Below are 15813 nucleotides of genomic sequence, written 5' to 3'. Positions count from 1 at the left end.
CCCCCGTCCGACTACCTCGACAACCCTCCGGCCTGGGCGCGGGACGTCACGCTGGGCGACCTGATGCACCACACCAGCGGCATTCCCGACTACCAGGATCTGCTGGAGGCCCAGAGCATCGAGCTGACGGATCCGGCCGGCCAGGAGGAAGCGATCGCGGCCATCCTCGCCTCACAGCCACAGGATCCACCAGGAGAGCGTTTCTCCTACTCCAACTCCAACTACGTCCACCTGGCCCATGCCGTCGAGAGGGTGACCGGCACACCCTTCCCGGCCTTCCTCCAGCACGAGTTCTTCACCCCGCTGGCCCTGCACATGACGCTGGCCCCGGCAGTGGACGTGCCCGGAAAGGCGAAGTCGTACGACGAAAAGGACGGCTCCTACACCCCCAACTCCTCCCCCTGGAAGCAGTACGGAGACGGGTCCGTCCAGACCACCCCCGGAGAACTCGTCCGCTGGGCCGACAACTACCGCACTGGTCGCATCGGTGGACCCGAACTGCTCGCCGCGGTCACGGACCAGGCGGTGAATGTGGGCGATGTCCTGCGCCCACGTGGCATCGAAGAAGGCCGCTACGGGGCCGGAATCCTCCTGCTCCCCGACAACGGCCTGGTACATCGCGGCGACTGGGAGGGATTCCACAGCACCTTCAAGGTGAGTCCGGACCGCAGCAGTGCCGTCACCGTCGTGTGCAACGCGGACCCACCCGACAACTTCGGTGCAGCGAACCAACTGCTGGGCATCTGGACCAAATGATGCGTCTGGGCCGTCCGGCACCTGTCGACCCGCCTCGCCCCCGACGCTCCGCGCGCTCCCTCCTGCCCGTACTCATCCTCACCGCAGTCCTGATCGTGGTGGCGGTGGCCGTCGGCTCATGGCTGCAGTTCACCGAACGGCAGGCAGCCGACACGGTGCACACCGTCGGATCCTCGGCCGCCGACCGGGTCGATGTGGAGGCCGTTGTCCAAAGTGTCGACGCCGCGGGCAGAGAGCTGGTACTGCGAGTCTGGGTGACCCCGCGCGGGACCCTCGGCGAGGCGGACGGGGCCGCGCCCGTGGCCGATCTCAGCCTCCAGACCTCGGGGGCGACCCTGAGCGACCTCGAGTTCGCGGCGCACGAGCGGCTCGCGACGAGGGACGTGCGGGTCGCGCTCACCGGCGGATCGATCAGTGACTACCCGTTCGACACCTACGACACCGACATCGCGTTCCGGGCGCAACTGGGCGGCGAGCAGGTGCCGGTACGGATGCTGTTCTCCAACAACGACACCCTCTTCTCGGCCTCCGCGCAGCCAGCGTCCTCCCGCCAGGAGGCCGTGGTGGCACTGGGGCTGGCGCGATCGGGCAGCCTGCTCGTCTTCGCGGGCTTCATGATGGTCGTGATGTGGGCGCTGGCGGCCTCCGTGCTCATCGGGGCCTGGTACCTCACGACCAGCAGGGAGGGCCTGGTCTGGCCCGGCCTCGCCTGGATGGCCGCTACCCTGTTCGCCCTCGCCGCGTTCCGCAACACCGCCCCCGGCACACCCCCGATCGGCTGCGTGCTGGACTGGTTCGCCTTTCTGTGGGCCGAGACCGTCATCGCCCTCTGCCTGATCACCGTGGTCATCACCGGCGTCACCAAGGCCGTCCGCCAGGACGCGGCGCCCTCGTAGTCGCTCCGCCGCACTGGGTGGCTCGGGGCAGTCCCCCGCCGCGTGGTCTCACTCCTTGAGCACCTGTTCGTACCGCCCGAGGAAAGTGAAGGCGCCGTCTCGGGCTGCGTAGAGGAAGCTCGTGTTGTCCATGTCGAGGAGACGGGTCTTCGGGTCGAAGCTGATCGTTTTCGCGATGCCCTCGTAGCGCTGGCGGAACAGCGCCGCGGCCAGGGCGCCCCGGCCCACTGTGCCTTGACCGACCAGGCCGGTGAGGGTCTGGGCGGTCAGACCGACCGCGTCGTACGCCTCCGCCGCCCAAGGGGCTGGCTCCGCTTCCCAGCGTTTGCGGTGGGCGGCAGCGAACCGGGCGGCGGGCCCGGAGGGCGCCGCGCCCGTGGCTGTACGGGCGGAGCCGAAGACCCAGCCCTCGGCGCTCTCCCTCGCCTCGCGCAGGAATGCCGGGTCCATGACCTGCTCGATGGTGGCCCTCGCTCCCTCGAAGCGGGCCTTGGCCAGTTGCCGGGCCAACTGGGCCGCGCGCCGGGGCGAGGTCCCGGCGTAGACCACGGCGCCGGGACGCGTGGCCAGGGCCGCGGCGACCGCGGGCGTGACATCGTCCGCGTCGGCGTCGGCGTCGAGGGAGTGCACGGTGGTCGTACCCTCCGAGGGCGGTGCCTCCATCAGATCCCTGGCCAGGCCCTCGGCGACCGCACCACCCGCGAGATCCCGCACCACGGCGACCTTGCTGACCGAGCGCACTCGGGTCAGGTAGTGGAGCAGCGGCAGCGTCTGCATCGCCTGGGTCGCCCGGGTCACGCACAGCGTGGGCTTCATCAGCGGTGACAGGGCACCGCCGTCGCAGGACACCAGCACCATCGCCGTCCCGGCCGCCGTGTAGAGCGGTTCGCCGGCGGTCACCGTCGCCTCGGACATGGGGCCGATCACTGCGGCGACCGGTGACGAGCCGGACAACAGCGCTTGCGCCGCGGTGTGCGCCCGGCTCGCCCGACCGTGGTCGTCGGCGGTGCGCAGGGCGAGCCTGAACGGCGCGTCGGAACGGGCGTTGTGCGCCGCTACGGCCAGCAGGGCACCCCGGTGGGTGGCCTCCCCCGTCGCTTTGCCCGGTCCGGTCAGATCGGCGTGCAGCCCAAGCGTGTGCAGGGGGCGGGTGTCCGGCTCCGCTGAGGAACGACGGTCGAGGAACACCGCGGCGGCCGTGCCCGACACGGCGAGCAGCGTGGCGCCCGCGCCGCCGGCCAGCAGGAGCCGACGGCGTGCGGTGGTGGGGCGGGCGCTGGGTTCGGCGGTCCGGGTGACGGAAGGGTCCAGGGCCGTTGGGGCCGTCGCCTGTTGGGTGCGCGGCGGTGGGTCGAGGGCGCGTGCGGAACGGTCGGCGATCAGCCGCAGCACTCCGGGCGGGAGCCAGTCGGAGGCGCCCGCCGCTGTGCCCGTGCCCGCTTGCGGGGATGCCGCTGGCGTCCCCCAGCCGCTCAGCCGGCGCGGGTCGGGCGTGTGCCGCGCCGCCGACAGCTCACCGCCGTCGTCCTCGACCCGCAGCTCCAGTTCGAAGGGCTTGTCCGTGCGGGCGTTGTGCTCGGCCACCGCCAGTCGGGCCGCCCGTTCCTGCTCGCGTCCCGCCGTCTTCGCCGGGCCCGACAGATCGGCCTGGACACCGAGCAGCCACTGCCGTTTCGCGCTCACTCGTCCGGTGGCCGGCGTGTCGTCGCGCAGGAGTGCCCACGCGCCCACACCGGCACCCGCCGCGAGCAGCGCGCCGCCGGCCGCCAGGGACAGCACCCGTCGGCGGCCGGGCAGGGAGGGCCCGGCGGTCCCGGCCGTCGTGGCCGCGTGGGGCGTGTCGGCCATCGTGGCCTCGACTCCCGGCAGGGCCAGCAGGCCGGCGGCGCGGTCGGCGATCATCCGGACCACGGCGTCCGGCAGCCAGTGGATGTCGGAGCCCACCGCGCCGGGCGCGAGTACGGCAGCGGCCTCGGCGGCCGAGGGCCGGGCGCCGGGGTCCTTGGCCAGGCAGCTCTCCAGCAGGGCCCGCAAGGAGCCGTCGGTGATGCCGTGGAGATCCGGAGCGTAGTGGACGGCCCGGTAGAGCAAGGCTCCGCTGTCACCCAGGCCGAAAGGCGGCCGTCCGGTGGCCGCGTAGGCGAGGACACAGCCGAGGGAGAACAGGTCGCTCGCGGGAGTAATCAGCTGCCCGCGCGCCTGCTCGGGCGACAGAAAGCCCGGGGAGCCGACGACCAGGCCGGTCGCGGTGAGCGCGGTCTGCTCGTCCACGGCCCGCGCGATACCGAAGTCGATCAGGCGCGGGCCGTCCAGGGCGAGCAGGACGTTGCCGGGCTTGACGTCACGGTGCACCAGACCCGCGCTGTGCACCGCGTGCAGAGCCCGTGCCAGGACGCCGCCCAGGACCCGCACCGCGCCCGCGGGCAGCGCGCCGCAGGTGGCCACCGCCTCGGCGAGCGAGGGTCCGGGGACGAAGGCCGAGGCCAGCCAGGGTGCGGCGGCGTGCGGGTCGGCGGCGAGGACGCGGGCCACCCAGGGGCTCTCCACGCCTCGCGCGGCGGCCACCTCGCGCGCGAAACGGGCTCGGAACTCGGGCTGTTCGGCGTACTCCGGCTGGATCACCTTGACCGCGGCCGGCTCTCCGGCCGGAGTGCGGGCCAGGTACACCACGCCCATCCCTCCCGCTCCGAGCCGTCCCAGCAGCCGGTTTCCGCCCAGTTGCGAGGGGTCCGAGGGCAGCAGTCGCTCCATCACCTGCCCTCCGTCGCACCAGTGGCGGGGGTGTGCGCGGCCGAATCGGCCTTGGAGTCCGTCGGGTCGACGGGCCGGCCGATCTTCGCCTCCGCCCGCAGCAGCATCCGCGGCACCGGGCCGTTCACCTCCTGCAGAAGCCCCTTTGCGTCCCAGCCCTCGCCTGCGCAGGCCGACATCGACACCACGACCGGCCCGAAGGTGGCCTGTTGGTACTGGTAGGGGTAGGGCCCGCCCTCGGTGGGGCTCGTGCAACTGCCCATCTCGAAGAGGGAGTCCTCCGCGTAGTTGTTGCCGGCCTCGCCCCACACGGAGGCGTTGGAGAACAGCCCTGACAGCTTCCTGCCCTCGCTGAGGGTCTGTTCGGAGCAGCTCAGCGCCTCCTCCAGCATTCCGGCCTGCTCCCAGGCCGCGTCAGCGGTCGCCGGATGCACGGTGACGGTCACTGACATCCGTACCGGGCCCTTGCTCCCGACGGCGGGACGGACGAAGTTCCGGGTGAGGGTGGCGAGTACCCGCTCGGGCAGCGGTTCGCGCTGCCCGACGCAACTGTCGTCGAGCACCGACCAGTTATGGGGATCGTTCTCGTAGGGCGAGGCGCGCTTCGTCTCGGCGCCGAACAGTTCGGGACCGGCGATCACCTGCCGGATCAGCTTCCTGGCCGCTTCCTCCGTCCGCGGCACCTTGGCCGGATCGGCCTCCACCGTCGGCACGGGAGCGGGCGCCGGGTCGTCATCGCCGCCGCTTGCCTGGGTGGCGGCGGGCTTCCCCGATGCCCCGCCGTCGGAATCCCTGTCCGCCTTCTCCCCCGTACAACCCGATGTCAGCACTACCGCCGACACCGCAGCCCCCACCGCACACCGAAGTCTCAACGACGCGTGCCTCACCGTTCCGCCCCCCGCGGTTCGTGCCCCCGTGCGTGGCCGGCCTGGCCGCCGACAGCATGCAACTCCGCCCCCAGCATGCACTGTGGTGGCGTGCCGACGCCGCCGGGTCCCGGAATCCTGGCCGTCGGCCGGTGGGGTCTTCGAAGAGTTTCAACGTCGCTCCCGGCCACAGGGCGGAAGCGGGCCGGGCACGGCGCGGGGAGGCGAGCGCGGGGGTGTGGAGCGGGTACGCCCGCCTCCTGCGGGCGTCAGCCCTGAAGCCACCACGGGCTGCTGTAGGCCACCCCCCAGTCGTTGCAGGCGTGGCCGGCGGGGCCCGGCGAGGCGTTGGTCTGGGTGGGGTCGGAGACGCGCAGGACCGTCCAGGTGCCGTCGGCGGAGTTCATCGGGACCGTGAACTCGGTGACCCGGCCGACGGTGGCGGGAATGACGTCCACGACCGTGGGGGCGCTGGTGCCGGGGCGCAGTACCTGGATGTTCAGGGTCCTGCCGATCCAATCGGCGCCCCGGTCCAGGTCGACGGCGAACGTGACGTCGCCCGCGGTGAGGGGCACGTCGCCGCCCATCCGTATGCCGTTCGCGGTGGCGTCCAGGCGTAGCCCGGAGACGCGGGTGGCGAAGAACCGCCGGGCGCGCATGGCTGCCAGGACACCGGCCCGGGTGTTCTCGGTGACCCACAGCCCGCTGCGGCCCTTGCCCTCGGGAAAGCCCCAGTCGGTGCCGTGCTCGTCGCTGACACCGGTCAGGCCGGTGCGCCAGCCTGCGTTGAGGCAGGCGACGAGCGGGGAGGAGGCCCCGGAGGACCAGCCTTCGAAGAGGTAGTCGTCACCCCGGTTGAACATCTCCAGACTGACCATGCGGTCACGGACGGCCGAGTTGTAGGCGAAGTTGTTGAAGCGGCCTCTCTCCCGGCCCGGGTGGTTGAAGCCCGCGATGGCGTCCTTGTCGTCGAGCCAGTTGAAGTACGCGCTCATGCTGGGAGCGAGCGACATGTCGACGTAGCTGTCGGAGAACCACACATTGGAGTGGCCGAGGATCGCGTGGGTCCATTCGAAGCCGCGGATGGCGGTGTAGACGCCCGGAACGTTGGCAGCGTCAGCCAGGTCGGCGGTGCGCCTCCACTCCGCGGAGCTGAGGCCCCCGATGGTGAACACGCCGCTGTGGTCGGTGAGTGCGGCGACGTCGAGGCCGGCGCTGCGCATCGAGGCGAAGGCCAGGGCGGGGTCGCCGTCGCCGTCCGACATGGCGGTGTGGTTGTGCAGGTCGGCGTGGACCAGTGTGGTTCCCGAGGTGATCAGCGAGGTGCGTGAGGCGCCTCCGGCCGCGAGGGCGGCGACGCCGTTCGCCGCCGCGGTGCCGGTGGTGGCGGCCCGCGCGGTGCCGGGTGCGGCGGCCATGAACAGCATGCTGCCGGCCGCCGCGCCGAGCAGCGAGCGCCGGCTGGGGCCGCCCTCGTCGACCGCGTAGCCGCTGCCCTCGGGGCGGTCGTGGCGATGGGCGTGGTGGCGGTCAGGACTGTGGTGGTGCCTGGGATCTGCCATGCGTACATCCCACCGCCTTGGCAGGAACATGGCCACAATGAGCACGCTCCGACGAGCGAACGCCTGATGGAACCAAGCGGCGGGTACTGCGCCGCGGAGCTCTCTCGGCCCCCGTGCTCCCGCGGAACCCTGCCGCCGGGTGAGCTTGCGTGTTCAGGTGTGTAATGGGAACTGAAGGGTGGTCCGGGCGGAGAGCAGAGCCATGAGTGACCGCGCACGCAATCCCCGGCTGCCGCAGGCGGACGGCACGGCGGTGTGGAAGGCCCCCCAGTGGGGCGAGCAGGCCCCTGCCCAGGTGGTGTTTCCCGGCCACGGCAGGCCCATCGACCCCGAGCAGCGGGAGGCGGAGCTGACACGGTTCGTCGGCCGCATGACGGCCGACGGCTGGACCGAGGTCCACCGTATGCCCGGCGCCGTGCTCCTCGCCCAGGTCCAGCCCGCCCATGGCGCAACGGCCGTCGGCGTGGGTGCGACAGGCGTGGCGGCCGGAGCGGCAGTGGGCGGGGTCGGTCTCCTGGGCGTGCTGGGCGGCATCGGCATGATCATCCTCGGGGTACTGCTCACCCTCACCATCATCGGCGCCATCATCGGCATCCCCATGATCGCGGCAGGGATGGCCGTCTTCACCGGAGGCGCCGCGGCAGCCACCGCCGGCGGCGCGGTCGGCGCGGCCGGCATGGCGGTCGGCATCAGCGGCACCGCCTCCCACGACCGCACACTGCGCATCCAGGCCTGGACCGATGAGACAGGACGCATCCTCGCCAAGGGCGCCTGAGCACCGCTTTTGCGCTGCATGCCGCGAGGAAGGGCCCGCGACACCACCTCGGCCATCACCGGGGACGCCTGCCGTGTCGTGAACATCAAGCCCGCGGGCGTCGGCGGCTGACACCGGCACTGCGTTGTGGGCCAACTCCCGCCCCCTGTCGGGCATTTGCCACCCACCGAACGGCCATGACACGCCACCATCCGATCGTCGGAGATCACTCCCGGACACTTCCTCCTCGCGTGACGGCGACGTGCATACGGTCCCGAACACCGAGGCGGGTCGGCCAGGACCGGCCCGCGCAGCCAACGGCACACAATTGGGAGGGCGCTATGGCGAGTGTGGAAGTGTCGCTGAAGGAAATGATGGCCGGGGTCGAGGGGGCCCTGGGGGCGGCCGTCGTCGACTACACCAGCGGAATGGCGTTGGGCACGCTCGGCGGGGGCAAGGAGCTGGACCTCAACATCGCCGCGGCCGGCAACACCGATGTGATCCGGGCCAAGGTCCGCACCATGGAGCAACTGGGCCTCAAGGGCCAGATCGAAGACATCCTGATCACACTGGATCACCAATACCACGTGATCCGCCTACTGACCGGCCGTGCGGGCAACGGACTGTTCCTCTACCTCGTTCTCGACAAGGCCCACTCGAATCTGGCGATGGCCCGTCACCAACTCAAGCGTGTGGAGGCGGACATCGAGATCTAGCCCGCTTCGGAAACGCCAGGGCTCACGTATGCCCATGATGTGAAAACTTCTTCAAGTCGCCACATCAGCATGGTGTCAATGTGCGTCCCTGCCGCGTCCGAGACGTGAAGGATCGGCATGCGAAGGCGGCCTGTGGTGCGGCGGTGTCCATGGACGCCGCCGCACCGCGGCGACCGCTAAGCCACCCACCCGAGCAGGAGCGAGCATCGATGCAGGCCCCCCTCTACCAGGTCAAGGCAGAGTTCTTCCGCATGCTCGGCCACCCCGTACGCATCAGGGTGCTGGAACTCCTCCAGCACGGGCCGGTGTCCGTGCGGGACCTGCTGGCCGACATCGAGATCGAGCCGTCGAGCCTCTCTCAGCAACTTGCTGTCCTACGGCGCTCCGGCATCGTCGTATCCATGCGGGAAGGCTCCACGGTCCGCTACGCGCTCGCCGGAGGAGACGTCGCCGAACTCCTGCGTGCGGCCCGCCGCATCCTCACCGAGCTGCTCGCCAACCAGAACCAGCTCCTCACCGAACTCCAGCAGGTCGACGCCCCGGCCACGCTACGGAGAGATCCAGACCTGGCGGGCTACGCCACGGTGCAGAACGCCTACGAGCCGGTCAAAGCCTCACCGCGCGAACGGAGCTGACGCGCGCCCCGGATCGGACATTTCCAGCAATCCGACGTCGTCGGCGCCATGGCAGATCGGAGATGAGCGGCGCACGTTGACCGTGCTCACACCCGCATCTACTGTGCGCGGAGCGGACACCACCTGAGCATGTGCACGCAGGACCGTCATGTGGGTGTCATCTGGCCTTGCCCCTGCACCGCGCCACCCCTGCCCCTGACGACGGAGCCGCGCATGGACACTCCCCTCGCCACCGTGTTCCTCCCGCTCGCCCTCGCCGTCATCATGTTCGGACTGGGTCTGTCCCTGACCATCGACGACTTCCGGCGAGTGCGACGCCACCCCCGGGCCGTGGTCGTGGCGATGTCCTGCCAACTGCTTCTCCTACCCGCCGTATGCCTGGGCCTGGTCCTGGCCTTCGACCTCTCCCCCGTGCTCGCCGTCGGCATGATGCTGCTGGCCGCATCACCCGGCGGAACGACGGCGAACCTCTACAGCCACCTCTTCGGTGGCGACGTGGCACTGAACATCACGCTCACGGCGGTGAACGCGCTGCTAGCCATCGTGACGCTGCCCATCATCACCAACCTCTCCCTGCACTACTTCGAACCGGACATCGGCGAGAACGGCATGGGGTTGCAGTTCGGCAAGATCCTGCAGGTGTTCGCCCTGGTACTCGTGCCGGTGGCGATCGGGCTCGTCATCCGCCGCCGCTCACAGGAGTTCGCGCGCCGCATGGACCGCCCGGTTCGGCTGCTGTCGGTCGCCGTACTCGTCACGATCATCACCGGCGCGCTGGTGGCCGAGAGGGACAACATCGGCGACTACCTCTCGGACGTAGGGCCGACGGCGGTGGTCTTCTGCGCGCTGAGCCTCACGATCGGGTACGCGATACCCCGCATGGCCCGGTTGGACAAGCGGCAGTCGATCGCCTGCTCCATGGAGATCGGTGTTCACAACAGCGCCATCGCCATGACCCTGGCCATCAGCGTGCTCGGCAGCGTCAGCCTGGCCGTACCCGCCGCCGTCTACGGGGTCCTCATGAATCCCATCGCGGCCCTCGCGGGGGTGCTGATGACCCGGGGACCCCGGCCAGCCGAGAAGGCGGCGCCGGCCCACTGACCCCGCAGTCCCGGCATCGATGGAGATCGGCAGCTTCTCGTCGTGCCCTGGCGATCGTCCGCACGGACCGCGGATCTGGCTGTCAAAGGCGCTCGGAATTGGGCTAGTTGGGGTGATTCAACCCGATGAGTCGGCATACTGAGGGTGCTTCGTGCGCCTGGGCGCGTCACTCGGGGAGGGCTCCTTGGAAGTCACAGTCAGGTTGTTGGACGAGGAAGCGGACACGGCGCTGCGCTCCCTCGGAGCATGGCTCCGTGCCGATCCCGAGGTCGCGCGAGCCGCTTCCGTGACGCTGACGAGGAGTAGTGCCGCCCCGGAGGACATGGGGGGTGCCTTCGACGCCATCCAGGTGGTGTTCGACGACGCGGTCAGTCTCGCCAACCTCCTCATCGCCTACGGCACATGGCGCAGCACACGGACCCACCGCACACGTGTGGAGTTCCGGCGAGGCGACGGCCGCCGTGTCGAGGACAACGACGGTTCGCCGGAGAGTCGGCAGCGAGCAGCCGATTTCCTCACAGGCACTGGAACAGGCACAGGCCCTGACGACGACCTCTCGGACGCATAGTCGCGCAGGAACCGCAATGACCGCCGACACCGAACTCTCCCGCGCGGTACTGATCGGTTGCGCCGAGTACGCGTCCCTCAGTCCCCTCCCCGCCGTGGCGCGGAACCTCGCCGGCCTGTCCGGCTCGCTGACGGACCGACGGCTGTGGGGTCTGAACAAGCAGCACTGCTCGGTGCTCCTGAACCAGGACCGCATCATGATCACCGACATACTGGACCGGGCGTCTCAAAGTGCACAAGACCTGCTACTGGTCTACTACGCCGGGCACGGCTTGTGCGCCGAGCGGGACGGGGCGCTCCACCTGGCCACACCCGCCACCAGGGCCGACCGACTGTGGGCCGCCCTGGAATTCGACCAGGTGCGTCAGGCGTTCCTGCGTACACGCGCGACCCGCAAGGTACTGCTGCTCGACTGCTGCTTCGGTGGCCGTGCCATCGGCTCCGAAATGGCCGCCTCCAGCGCGCAGTTCGCCGACCGCGCCCTCATCGAGGGCACCTACACCATGACCGCGACCGCGCCGACGCGGACCGCCCTGGCACCACTGGACGCAAAGTACACGGCCTTCACCGGAGAGCTGATCACGGTGTTGGGCTCGGGCATCCCCGAGGCCGGCCAGATCCTGGACTGCCAGACCCTCTTCGAGCACGTGCTCCAGCGGTGTCTCAGCAAGTCCTATCCGCAGCCGCAGCAGCGCAGTACGGGTATGGGCGCCCGTATCCCTCTGGTCCGCAACCTCGCCCATCGCAACCGTCCACGGTCCGTCACCTTGCGGCCGCTCGACCTCTCCCTCGATTCCTGGGCGAACGACTGGCTCCCGCCGGGAAGTACCGAGGTCAACGCGGTGGTCACAGTGACGGCCCGGGACACAGCAGACCGCCTGGTGCCTGATATCTCACTCCGCCGCCAGGGCATCGTGTTCCTGCTCGGCTGCAAGACCTCCGCCACAAGTGGGTCGGCGAACTGGGACGCCGCACGCCACGCCACGGCCGAGGCACTGGAATTCCTGCCGGACGGCGTGCGCTTCGCCATCGTCTCCGGCGCGGCGACCGCCGCGGTGATCTACCCCGACCGTGCCGGTCCGGCGCCGGCCTCCAGGGCGACACGAAGGGAGGCCAGGACCGCCCTGGAGCGCATGCGCCCACGCCCCGGATCCGCGTTCGCCCCCTGGCTCCGCGCGGCGCGCACCCTGCTCGCCGACCTCGACCACGGTCATGTCGTCCTGCTGACCGACGCCCTCGATGAACGCCCCGAGGAGCTGGCAGCGGCTCTGAACGAATGCCGTGGCCGGCTCAGCGCCGACGTCCGAGGAATCGGCACCGACTGGAGCGTCCCTCAACTGACCGGGATAGCCAACGCGCTGCTCGGTTCCGCCGACATCGTCGCCGACCCCGCGGGCCTGCCCAGCGCGCTGTGCGAGACCGTCGCACGCTGGGCCGGAACAGCGGTCGCCAATCCGCTGCTGCGCATCTGGACCCCGGAGGCCCGCGTCCGCTGCATCAAGCAAGTGAGCCCATACGTCCAGGACCTCACCCAGGAGTTCACAGGATCGGGCAGAGAGACCCGGGACTATCCGCTGGGCATCTGGGGAGAGGAGAGCCGCGACTACCACCTCGCCCTCGACCTGGCGGCCGCGCGCCGTCCTGGCATCGAGGTGCTGGCCGCCGCCGTGGCCGTCATCCGCCCCGATGCGAACGGCAACGACGAGACCGTCGGGCAGCGCCTGTTGCGGGTCCGCTGGGGGCCCGATGCACAGGGGCGAGAAGACCAGCCCTTCCACACGTCATACCGTCAACGGAACGACGAACTCCGGGACGCGGTCCGCAGAGCGATGCGCCCGGATCCCGGACAGGCCGCGCCCGTCGAGGACCGACAATGAAGGCATGGCGCATCTGCTCCACCTCAGCCGCACGCTCGACGAACTCGACCCTCCGCGCTGGAACCCTCCACCCGCCGACGCGACCTCTCTGGTACACAAGGTGCACACCCTGCGACGCGTACCGCTCATCGACCTCAGTCCAGCGGATCTGCGCACGCTCGTCTCCCAGCAGGTGTCGCTCGCCTACGTCCTTCCGGTCACCGTGCACCTGCTGCTTGAAGAACCCCTGCTGGACGCCTACTTCTACGAGGGTGACCTGCTGCTCGCCGCGATCCAGGCCCCGGCCTCCGCCTGGTCCATGATCCCAGACCTCGAAGCGCGGCTGCGTGACGTGATCACCGAGCTGCCCCAGACAGCCGTAGCTGACCTGCCTCGCGACGCCGCCGCGGAACTCGCCGCGTTCGTCGCCCGGCCCGACGGATCTCGGTGACCTGAGCACATCCCATCGTCCTGGCAGGAGTACGACCTCAACGGCGCGACGTAAAGGGCCGTCGCATGCCTGCCCGCCAACCGGCTCCACTGCCGACTGAGCTGTTCAACGACGCATTGCCGATCTCGGGACGGAGCTGATGTCTCCCCCTGTCACCAACCCGGTCGACGACACGGCTCCGCCGACTCCATCGTCCCTGAATGGCCGGCGGGTTCGATGCGCGTGTCGCCGAAAGCCTCACGGACGCAGATTCCCAAAGCCTCGGGGGGACGGCTGACAAGCAGGGGCGCCGATGACCAGGACGCCCGAGAACAGCAATTACCCACGACGTAATCGCCCTCATGCCTCCCTCCCGGCTACGTTCCGGTCGTCACCCCGCCCTGGGGCGAACGGAACGAAGGAGCCCTGCCGTGTCCGCCTATGGCTTCGCCCACCTCCGCAGCCGCCGCCATCACACCGACATCATCGAGTACTTGGAGCGCATCCAGGCCACCCTCGACCCCTTCTCCGGCCGCTTCCTCATCCACGGCCCGCCAACCGAGGTCGTGGAGGGCACATGGCCCGGCAGCATGGTGCTGATCGAGTTCCCCAGCCTGGCAGAGGCCCGTGCCTGGTACGACTCCCCCGCCTACCGGAACATCCTGCACCTGCGTACCGATCACATCGAGGGCGATGTGCTGCTGATCGAGGGTGTCGGACCGGACTACGACCCGGCCGAGCGGGCCACCAAGCTGCGCCACGAGGCCGAGTAGGCAGGGCAGTTGGCCGCGTGATCGCAAGTCCCTCCGCAGAGTGCCAGCCCGCGGGGGGCGCAACGGCTGTACACAGCTCACCTCGAGACCCACAGCGACCACCGTTCGACGAGCCGACGGCGGCCTTCGACGGACGGCGGCACATATCTTGTGCGTCAGGGAACTTCAGGGCGGTACCTGGTGCCATACGTCCTATACGGCGGTTGATCACCCCTGGGTCAGCGAGTCCAGGAGTTCACGGCCGTGCTGCCACGAGCCCAGGCCGCTGGCGGAGTTGATGTGTCCGATGGCGCCGGCCAGGTGCCATCGCGCCTCCCACCGTGCCGCGAATCCGGCGGCCGCCTCCGGGGTGCAGTACGGGTCATTGGTGCTGCCCACCACCAGCGCCGGGCACGACAACGGTTGTGCCGACACCTCGGTGAACGTCGTGGCAGCCCGGCGTGGGAAAGCCGGCCCTTGCGGGTCGGGCGGCGCGACCAGGAAGGCGCCGCCTGCCGGACGCGAGGGGTTCTTCTCCAGCCAGGCGGACGCAGCCCAGCAGCCCAGGCTGTGGGCCACCAACACAACATGGCTGTCCTGCTGGGAAGCGTCGTCGTACGCCTCCTGGACAGCGTCGACCCAGTCATCCAGGTCGGGGGCGGACCACGACGCCGGGGAGATCCTCACCGCCGAGGTGCCCCACTGCCGCTCCCACAAGGTCTGCCAGTGCTGCCCGTCCGAGCCGTCGATACCGGGGATGATGACGTACGCGACCACTGCCCACCACCGTTCCACTCGTCGCTCCCTACGATCAAGGGAGCGCCTGGCGCAGATTCTGTTGGATGCATCAGGGCAGCGGTGGAGACGCAAGTGATCTCAAAGGAATTGGTGCGGACAACAATGGAATCACTCGACCGGATAGACCGAGACATCCTCGCCCTGCTCCAGACCGACGGCCGGTTGACCGGTGCGGAGGTAGGGCGCCGCGTCGGACTCTCGCAGCCCGCGGCCGGCGCGCGCATCCAGCGGCTGGAGAAGATCGGCGTCATCACCGGCTACCGAGCCGTGGTCGACCCAGCGGCCCTCGGTCTGAACATTCACGCGGTCATCCGGCTGCGCACCACGCACGCCCAGCTCTCACGCGCCCTGGACTTCGCCTCCCGGACCTCCGAGATCGCCTCCACCCTCAGAGTCACGGGGGAAGACTGCCTCATCTTCGACGTCCACTGCCCCCAGGCAGGACGACTCGAAGAAGTGGTCGACGCACTTGCCCGTTACGGCCCTGTCACCACATCCCTCGTGCTCCGCGCCTACCCCCAGAAGCCGTTGACCGACGCCACGTCAGCAACGTCATGACCCGCAGCACCTAAAAGCCCGGCCCGCCATGGGTCGTTCCGCCCGAGCATGAGGACGCCCCGGACGCCGAACGTCGCGGCGTACCGCCAGCAGAATCCAGAAGAAGATCCGGCGATCCGGCGCGATCCACTCACGCGCGAGCGCTCCACCGCGGCCACGGGCTGTGCCGCGCCCTCAGGGGCGCCCGCTCATGACACTGCGCAGCAGGTCGACGATGGGCTGCACGGGGACGGTCGGGTCGAAGGCGCGCTGGACCCCGAGCCCGATGCCGAGACTGAGCAGGGTCAGGGCGGCGGTGTCGGCGGGCAGGGCAGGGGTGAGGCCGAGTTCGTCCGCCTGTGCCCGGATCAGGTCCGCCAGCGCGTCGGTGACGGTGCGTCGGCGTTGGGCGAGCTGCTCGCACACCTGCGTGTCGTGGCGATTGGCGGTGGCGAACTCGACTTCCAGCGAGGTCCACGAGCTGTCGCCGATGGTCTCGTCGGCCCAGCGGGAGAATCCCGCGATCCGGTCCTCGAAGCGGGGCGCGGTGCCCATCGCGGCGGCCAGCTGCGTCACCTGTTCTGCGGCGATCCGGTCAAGGACGGCCAGGCACAGCTCGTTCTTGGTCGCGAAGTTGGAGTACACCGCCCCCTTCGAGTAGCCCGCCGCCTCGGCGACACGCTCCATGGACGTCGCTGTGAAGCCGTCGCTCAGGAAGAGCGTGTACGCGGTATCGAGGACGTGTTCGCGGGTGCGGGCCTGGCTTTCGGCCCGGGTCAGTCTTGCCACTCCCGGAGGATACCGCTAGCTTTCAGATTCTCTTGGAATTCGAATAC

General features: G+C 69.9%; 14 protein-coding genes and 3 pseudogenes. 11 read left to right on the top strand and 6 right to left on the bottom strand.

Annotation, left to right across the window (positions count from 1 at the left end):
- Positions 1-18: 18 nt before the first annotated feature.
- Positions 19-756, top strand: a pseudogene (locus STRCI_RS40570) (serine hydrolase domain-containing protein); the annotation flags it as partial.
- Entirely contained in the window at positions 756-1652 is an 897-nt protein-coding gene (locus tag STRCI_RS40565; protein ID WP_418953486.1) for a DUF4436 family protein, read from the top strand. The pseudogene STRCI_RS40570 and the gene STRCI_RS40565, both read left to right, overlap by 1 nt.
- Positions 1653-1700: 48 nt before the next feature.
- Here the strand turns inward: STRCI_RS40565 and STRCI_RS40560 are convergent.
- The 4 genes and pseudogenes from STRCI_RS40560 to STRCI_RS40545 form a co-directional block, all read right to left on the bottom strand.
- Positions 1701-2777, bottom strand: a pseudogene (locus STRCI_RS40560) (ABC transporter substrate-binding protein); the annotation flags it as partial.
- 360 nt (positions 2778-3137) lie between these two features.
- Positions 3138-4403 (bottom strand): annotated as a pseudogene (locus STRCI_RS40555) (serine/threonine-protein kinase); the annotation flags it as partial.
- Entirely contained in the window at positions 4403-5107 is a 705-nt protein-coding gene (locus STRCI_RS40550; RefSeq protein WP_269664019.1) for a hypothetical protein, read from the bottom strand. The pseudogene STRCI_RS40555 and the gene STRCI_RS40550, both read right to left, overlap by 1 nt.
- Positions 5108-5538: 431 nt before the next feature.
- Positions 5539-6831 (bottom strand): CehA/McbA family metallohydrolase, encoded by a 1293-nt coding sequence (locus tag STRCI_RS40545; RefSeq protein WP_269664018.1) that lies wholly within the window; start codon positions 6829-6831, stop codon positions 5539-5541.
- Between the two features lie 202 nt (positions 6832-7033).
- Here STRCI_RS40545 and STRCI_RS40540 point away from each other — a divergent pair, with 202 nt between their 5' ends.
- From STRCI_RS40540 to STRCI_RS40505, 8 genes are all read left to right on the top strand, one after another.
- A complete protein-coding gene (locus STRCI_RS40540) occupies positions 7034-7606 on the top strand; it encodes a DUF5362 family protein (protein ID WP_269664017.1) in 573 nt (190 codons plus the stop codon).
- Between the two features lie 320 nt (positions 7607-7926).
- Positions 7927-8301 carry a roadblock/LC7 domain-containing protein gene (locus STRCI_RS40535; RefSeq protein ID WP_269664016.1) on the top strand — a complete coding sequence of 125 codons (375 nt, stop codon included), beginning with the start codon at positions 7927-7929 and terminating at the stop codon, positions 8299-8301.
- A gap of 209 nt (positions 8302-8510) precedes the next feature.
- Complete coding sequence (locus tag STRCI_RS40530) at positions 8511-8936, top strand: ArsR/SmtB family transcription factor (protein ID WP_269664015.1); 426 nt, start codon at positions 8511-8513, stop codon at positions 8934-8936.
- Positions 8937-9149: 213 nt separating this feature from the next.
- Positions 9150-10037 (top strand): bile acid:sodium symporter family protein, encoded by an 888-nt coding sequence (locus STRCI_RS40525; protein WP_269664014.1) that lies wholly within the window; start codon positions 9150-9152, stop codon positions 10035-10037.
- A gap of 205 nt (positions 10038-10242) precedes the next feature.
- Positions 10243-10605, top strand: a complete 363-nt coding sequence (locus STRCI_RS40520; RefSeq protein ID WP_269664013.1) for an effector-associated constant component EACC1 — start codon at positions 10243-10245, stop codon at positions 10603-10605.
- A gap of 16 nt (positions 10606-10621) precedes the next feature.
- On the top strand, positions 10622-12481 hold the full coding sequence (locus STRCI_RS40515; RefSeq protein WP_269664012.1) for a caspase, EACC1-associated type: 1860 nt from the start codon (positions 10622-10624) through the stop codon (positions 12479-12481).
- 4 nt (positions 12482-12485) lie between these two features.
- Positions 12486-12911, top strand: coding sequence for a contact-dependent growth inhibition system immunity protein (locus tag STRCI_RS40510; RefSeq protein ID WP_269664011.1), 426 nt, complete (start codon positions 12486-12488; stop codon positions 12909-12911).
- Positions 12912-13321: 410 nt separating this feature from the next.
- The gene (locus tag STRCI_RS40505; protein ID WP_269664010.1) at positions 13322-13663 is read left to right on the top strand and encodes a DUF1330 domain-containing protein; all 342 of its coding nucleotides are present in this window, start codon (positions 13322-13324) and stop codon (positions 13661-13663) included.
- Between the two features lie 207 nt (positions 13664-13870).
- Here STRCI_RS40505 and STRCI_RS40500 read toward each other — a convergent pair whose 3' ends face one another.
- The gene (locus tag STRCI_RS40500) at positions 13871-14437 is read right to left on the bottom strand and encodes an RBBP9/YdeN family alpha/beta hydrolase (protein ID WP_269664009.1); all 567 of its coding nucleotides are present in this window, start codon (positions 14435-14437) and stop codon (positions 13871-13873) included.
- A gap of 105 nt (positions 14438-14542) precedes the next feature.
- On the opposite strand from STRCI_RS40500, the gene STRCI_RS40495 reads away from it, so the two are divergent.
- Positions 14543-14998, top strand: coding sequence for an Lrp/AsnC family transcriptional regulator (locus STRCI_RS40495; protein ID WP_269664008.1), 456 nt, complete (start codon positions 14543-14545; stop codon positions 14996-14998).
- A 174-nt stretch (positions 14999-15172) separates the two neighbouring features.
- Here the strand turns inward: STRCI_RS40495 and STRCI_RS40490 are convergent, their stop codons facing one another.
- The gene (locus tag STRCI_RS40490; RefSeq protein ID WP_269664007.1) at positions 15173-15766 is read right to left on the bottom strand and encodes a TetR/AcrR family transcriptional regulator; all 594 of its coding nucleotides are present in this window, start codon (positions 15764-15766) and stop codon (positions 15173-15175) included.
- Positions 15767-15813 lie beyond the last annotated feature (47 nt).

The sequence above is a fragment of the Streptomyces cinnabarinus genome, assembly GCF_027270315.1.
Lineage (GTDB): Bacteria > Actinomycetota > Actinomycetes > Streptomycetales > Streptomycetaceae > Streptomyces > Streptomyces cinnabarinus.
Note: the sequence above shows the minus strand (reverse complement) of the source record. Positions and strands in the feature narration are given on the sequence as shown.

Bases quoted from the DNA above. Each gene is read 5' to 3' on its own strand.
- STRCI_RS40565 (WP_418953486.1), top strand. From the start codon at position 756: ATGCGTCTGGGCCGTCCGGCACCTGTCGACCCGCCTCGCCCCCGACGC.
- STRCI_RS40545 (WP_269664018.1), bottom strand. From the start codon at position 6,831: ATGGCAGATCCCAGGCACCACCACAGTCCTGACCGCCACCACGCCCAT.
- STRCI_RS40540 (WP_269664017.1), top strand. From the start codon at position 7,034: ATGAGTGACCGCGCACGCAATCCCCGGCTGCCGCAGGCGGACGGCACG.
- STRCI_RS40535 (WP_269664016.1), top strand. From the start codon at position 7,927: ATGGCGAGTGTGGAAGTGTCGCTGAAGGAAATGATGGCCGGGGTCGAG.
- STRCI_RS40530 (WP_269664015.1), top strand. From the start codon at position 8,511: ATGCAGGCCCCCCTCTACCAGGTCAAGGCAGAGTTCTTCCGCATGCTC.
- STRCI_RS40525 (WP_269664014.1), top strand. From the start codon at position 9,150: ATGGACACTCCCCTCGCCACCGTGTTCCTCCCGCTCGCCCTCGCCGTC.
- STRCI_RS40515 (WP_269664012.1), top strand. From the start codon at position 10,622: ATGACCGCCGACACCGAACTCTCCCGCGCGGTACTGATCGGTTGCGCC.
- STRCI_RS40510 (WP_269664011.1), top strand. From the start codon at position 12,486: ATGGCGCATCTGCTCCACCTCAGCCGCACGCTCGACGAACTCGACCCT.
- STRCI_RS40495 (WP_269664008.1), top strand. From the start codon at position 14,543: ATGGAATCACTCGACCGGATAGACCGAGACATCCTCGCCCTGCTCCAG.